This is a genomic window from Levilactobacillus parabrevis ATCC 53295 (assembly GCF_001434055.1).
In the GTDB taxonomy this organism is placed as follows: Bacteria; Bacillota; Bacilli; order Lactobacillales; family Lactobacillaceae; genus Levilactobacillus; species Levilactobacillus parabrevis.
In genome coordinates, this window is sequence record NZ_AZCZ01000069.1 from 1 (window position 1) to 5,331 (window position 5,331).

At 47.4% G+C, this 5,331-nt stretch carries 3 protein-coding genes; all 3 read left to right on the top strand.

The genetic code is table 11. From position 1 onward, the window contains the following. Positions 1 to 320 precede the first annotated feature (320 nt). The 3 genes from FD07_RS11535 (at position 321) to FD07_RS11545 (ending at position 5,132) form a co-directional block, all read left to right on the top strand. Positions 321 to 3,302 (top strand): leucine-rich repeat domain-containing protein, encoded by a 2,982-nt coding sequence (locus tag FD07_RS11535; RefSeq protein WP_020088690.1) that lies wholly within the window; start codon positions 321 to 323, stop codon positions 3,300 to 3,302. A gap of 240 nt (positions 3,303 to 3,542) precedes the next feature. Continuing rightward, positions 3,543 to 3,968, top strand: a complete 426-nt coding sequence (locus FD07_RS11540) for a MarR family winged helix-turn-helix transcriptional regulator (protein ID WP_020088689.1) — start codon at positions 3,543 to 3,545, stop codon at positions 3,966 to 3,968. Positions 3,969 to 3,974: 6 nt separating this feature from the next. Continuing rightward, positions 3,975 to 5,132 carry an MFS transporter gene (locus FD07_RS11545; protein ID WP_020088688.1) on the top strand — a complete coding sequence of 386 codons (1,158 nt, stop codon included), beginning with the start codon at positions 3,975 to 3,977 and terminating at the stop codon, positions 5,130 to 5,132. Positions 5,133 to 5,331: the final 199 nt, after the last annotated feature.

Genomic DNA, 5,331 nt, shown 5'->3' on the forward strand with positions numbered 1-5,331 from the left:
CTAACTTGTTCTTGCAATTTGCGTTTCGTTTAAGACGCGTAAAAATAGAAAAATTTACACACAGCCCTAAATTTGTCCTATTTTTATTAGACTTTTCTAATAGTTATAAGCTTATGGATTATTTATCAAGCAGTTTTTAAAACGCTCTAGGGAAGCATTTCCGACATAGGGCAGATGGTTTCCCCCATGCCGTACGTCCTTGTCTGGAATTCCAAAGTAATCGTGCTAGTATTGAACTCATAGAGTCATCATTATTTGAAAAATAAACCTTTAAACCATGTATATTTGAGTAGGTAAAAAGGATAAGGGAAGAATTAGCTATGCAGACCAATGATCAACAAAAACAACGACATGAATATGGGATGCGCCAACAATTACTATACGCAGGCGTGACTTTAGCCGCCCTGAGTACCGGTCTGATGGTCAGTGCACATTCAGCTCAAGCGGCAACGGTTGCCGAGGATTCAAGCCTGGTAGCGCAGAAAAAAGTAAACAATCAGGATGATCAGCAAGAACAGGAACAGCCTAACGTTGACAAACCGAGCGCGGAGGATGACCAGCCTGGTAGTCAAGATAATCAAAAACAAGCGGGTAGTAGCGATGGGACCTCTGAGCAAAGTGACGCTGCACCAGTGAAACAAGCAGCTCAGCCTGCAGGTGACGCGGGACAACCAGCGAATTCCGGTACGACGGGGACACCAGCAAAGCCCAACACGTCGGCCGAATCACCACAGCCAGTGAAGAACACCAAGGCCACTGATGAGAGTGACCGGGTGAGCGCGACTGCTGGCTTCGCTAAATTTAGTCGTTCACGAGTTATGTCGCGAATGATGGCAATGCCGGCAACGGTTGCTGTGAAGACACCTAGTGATACCACTGATGAGGCCACAACGGATGATGGGTTTACCTATGCGTTAAACGCAACTGGTGATGGGTATACCATTACTGGTTATACGGGTAGCGCAACCGATATTGTCATTCCGGATACCCATCTCAATGACGCAGGAAAATCAATCAACGTATCGGCAATTGCTGACAACGTTTTTAAAGGGCGCAAATTGACGAGCTTAGTCATGGGCGCGCACGTCGCCACGATTGGCCAGGAAGCGTTTGAAGATAATTTACTGACGACCATTGATTTTTCTAAAAATAAAAGTGATCTTTGGGGAATTGGTGCGAATGCTTTTGCAGATAACAAGTTAACTGGAACGTTGACGTTACCTGCCTCCATTACACAGATTGGTGAGAAAGCCTTTGCTGGTAGTGATGCTAACGATGGGTCTGGGAACCAACTGACCGGTATTGATTTCGGTGACAATTTGACGACCGTTCAGATTGGGAAAAGTGCTTTTGCGTATAATAGTTTGAAGAATCTGGTACTTCCTGTGGGCACGACTACTATTGGTGAAATGGCTTTTGCCAATAACCAATTAGCATCAGTGTCTTTGGGCACCAAATTGACAACAATTGGCGCTAGTGCCTTTAATACAAATCACTTGACTACTGTCAATTTGCCTGACCTCGTGACAACTGTTGGTCCGAATGCTTTTGATCATAATCAATTGACCAGTATTCATTTGGACGATGCGCTAACTACGATTGGGGCGGGTTCCTTTGAGGATAATCAATTAGTCAGTGTTGTGATTCCCGATAAAGTTACGACAATTGGTGAATCAGCATTTACCAGTAATGGAACGTTGACTAACCTAGTTTTAGGGAAAATGGTTAATACGATTGGAGCAACCGCTTTTGCTGGGGATGCGATTACTGGCAATCTGTTTATTCCCGACTCGGTGGAAACTATTAGTCAATCGGCTTTTATGGCAAACCAAATAACCGGACTAACTATTGGTGATGGGGCATCTAAACTGGCGACAATTGATAACCAGGCTTTTCTTGGTAATCCGACACTGACAGGCGCCTTGATTCTCTCAGATAACATGTCTTTTATTGGTAGTAATGCTTTTGTCGGTGATTCTTTGACGTCAATTGACTTTGGCAAGTGGGAGAAAGGGCCAAATGGTGATACTACAATTGGTGATGGTGCCTTTTCTGGCAATAAATTGACCGGAACACTAACACTTGCGGATGGCATTCAACACATTGGGTCGGCTACTTTTGCTGCTAATCAGTTGACAGGACTCAAGCTTGGAACCGATTTACTCACTATTGGATCATCCGCCTTCGCAGCAAACAACCAACTGACTGGAACGTTAACCATTCCGGATTTAGTGACAAGTATTGGAGATCATGCTTTTACTAACGGTAAGCTCACGGGGCTCATTTTGGGCCAGAAAGTGGATACTATTGGGTCGTCTGCCTTCGCGGAGAATCAGTTGGCAGGAACGTTGGAGATACCTAATAGTGTGACGAGTATTGGGGACGCAGCCTTTGCCAGCAACAAGTTGCAGGCACTTCAACTGAATGGTACTGTGAATAGTGTTGGAGATGGTGCCTTTGGTGGCAACAATTTACAGAAGATTCAGGCAGCTCAACCAGTCACGAACTTGGGAGACAAGGCTTTGGCTGGGCAAAAGACATTGGATGTTACCGTCAATAAGTCTGGTAATCAGCTGACTGGTATTCGTGCCACTATTGCCAAGCAACTGCAATTACAGAACTTCGCTCTGACGGATCCCATGATCTTTATGCTGGACGATACGCCAGTTACGTATGATCCGACAACCGATGCGTTAACCTTGCCCGCAAACTTTAAGGGGACTAGTCTGAAACTATCACTATCGAGTGGAACGACTGGGGATGCAACAGAACATTCCGGAAACTATGGGGTGGACGCCCTAACGTTGAGTTGGTCAACACCAAGTAGTGGCTCTGGTACGACGACACCAACAACGCCGACGGATCCAGGTAAGTCAACAACACCGGCTAAACCGAACAAACCAGCGACGCCAACTAGGCCAACGACTCCTAATAAGCCCACTAACAAAGTTAAGCCGACTAAGCATTCTCCAAAAGAGGTGCCGTCTCGTAAGACTAAGCAACACCGAACTAGGGGGACAGATGTGAACCACTCAGGTCAGCGAGAATCCTTCAAGTTAGCCGGTTCCGCTGCGTTCACTGCATTCAGTGGCGCACAGCATGGAATGTCGACATCGGCATGGTCTTATTCGCACCAGGCAACCGTTGTAAACCGTGGTTCCAGAGCTAATCGGCACGAAACACAGGCACAGACGCAATTGCCACAAACTCTTGAAAAAGGCAATTATTGGTCAGCGGTTGGTACCGTATTGTTGGCAGTCTTGACCTGGTTAGGCTTAGGTGAACGGCGCCGTCGCCAGTAAAACGGTTGAGATTATCTAAAATGCGTTTTGTAAAATTTCGGATTCAAATGGTCGTCAGGATTAACTGACGGCTATTTTTGTACAGCAAGACTCATCGCAAGCGGGAGAGACTTAGGACGGCTGGCTGTACGACCACTGTCAATGCAATGAAAGCAAGGTAAAAGCTGCCGAGTAAAGAAAATACAACCAGGCCTTTCAAAACTATACAGCTAGCTGTATAATGGTGGTAGAGGTGATTCCATGAACGGTGATCAATTGGTATCGCGCAAGCTAGTCATTTTGGGACGGCGAATTAGGCACAAGCGAAATTTGTTCGTAGGTCAGCTGGAGTTGACCAGTGAGCAGGCCGATGCGCTGCGGTTTTTTGAAGACTTTCCGCAGAGTACGATTACGGATTTTAAAGATCATCAGCAGGTTACCCATCAAACGGCCCGCATGATCGTGAAGCGATTGGTTAATCGGCAGTTGTTGCGATTGGCTCCTAATCCTAACGACGGTCGCGCCAAGCTAGTGGCGTTCACGGCGGCCGGTCTTGCGAAATGCCGGCAGTTAGATACGCATATTGAAGATACCAGTCAGGCACTGTTTACCAACTTTACACCGACCGAACAACAAGAACTTTTGGCGATGCTGGATCGTGTCAGCCAGAATTTGGAAAGGAACTGAGGTCGTGTGAAGACCCGTTTGTATACAAAAGATGTGAAATTAGTTTTAGCCGCCAGCTTCTTCTTTCTGATGAGTCCAATGTTGGTGAATCCGATCATTGCGGGATTTTCGAGTAATGTTGGGGCAAACAGTGTGCTAGCGGGGGTCGTCGCCGGGATGATGAACCTGACCTCGCTAGTCTTACGGCCACTAGCAGGTAATTTAACCGATCGCTTTTCCAAGTATCGGCTGACCCTGATTGGGGGAGTCTTGATCCTTATCGCGTGCGTGGGCTATGGCGTAACCACGTCCGTTCCTTTAATTATGGTGTGGCGGGTCGTGAACGGCTTAGGCTACACGCTCTGTACCGTTTGCATGTCGACCTGGATGGCCAGCCTGTTACCGGCCGATCGAATTGGTGCCGGCATGGGAATCTACGGTATCGCCAACGCCTTGGGAATGGCGATAGGTCCAGCGGTGAGTGTTTATCTTTATCACCATTTTGGCTATCGTAGTGTTTTCTGGGTTGCCGCAATTTGCGTGACGCTGTTGCTCATCATCATTCAGTTCGTGGGTAACCGGAGTATACCGCATCCGGATTACCGAAAGAGTAAGGCGCAACAGCCAAAATTTCGCTTGGTTCAGCCTAAAGTTATTCCAGTTGCCGTGATTCTCTTGCTCTTTTCTCTGCCATACTTCGCGACGCAGACCTATATTGTGAGTTATGTCGAACACCGCGGCTTTGCAATTCCAGCCGGGGCCTTCTTCCCAGTCTATGCGCTGGTGTTGTTAGCGATGCGGTTGCTCCTACGGGACGCCTTTGACCGGATTCCCTTTGGCAAATTCTTCTGGGCCTGTCTGGGGTGCAATCTGATTGGCATTATCGGGCTGACGGATATGACAAATTGGTTGATGTTGGCGGTGGGTGCCGTGGGTCTTGCCGCCGGATATGGCCTGATGTTTTCCATCTGTCAGGCGAAGTCACTCACGCTGGTTCCCAAGTCCGACCGAGGTCTGGCCAACAGCACATTTTACATTGGTATCGACTTGGGGATGACGCTCGGGCCTATGTTGGCGGGGGTCATCACGACTTACTTACCATGGGTCTCGCTCTACCCGATGATGGCGATTACGTTACCACTGCTCGTGGCGGTGTACTGGCAGAATCGGCGGAAGTTGTCCTGAGAGAAAGTTCAGCCAGTTGTTAGAGCTATTGGTGGGCAAATGAACAGTCAGCAGAATGAATTGTTCGTGTAATGATTGAGTGGCTAAAGACGATTGCCATATTTTGGGAGGATTAATTGTGGTATGTTTTACAGGAGAGTCTTTAGAGCATATCAGCTTCTAGGAAGGGCAAGTTTATTAAAAACTAAGCAGAAAACCT

What these genes read in the sequence shown, in the direction of transcription:
- FD07_RS11535 (WP_020088690.1), top strand. Translation starts at nt 321, where the DNA reads ATGCAGACCAATGATCAACAAAAACAACGACATGAATATGGGATGCGC.
- FD07_RS11540 (WP_020088689.1), top strand. Translation starts at nt 3,543, where the DNA reads ATGAACGGTGATCAATTGGTATCGCGCAAGCTAGTCATTTTGGGACGG.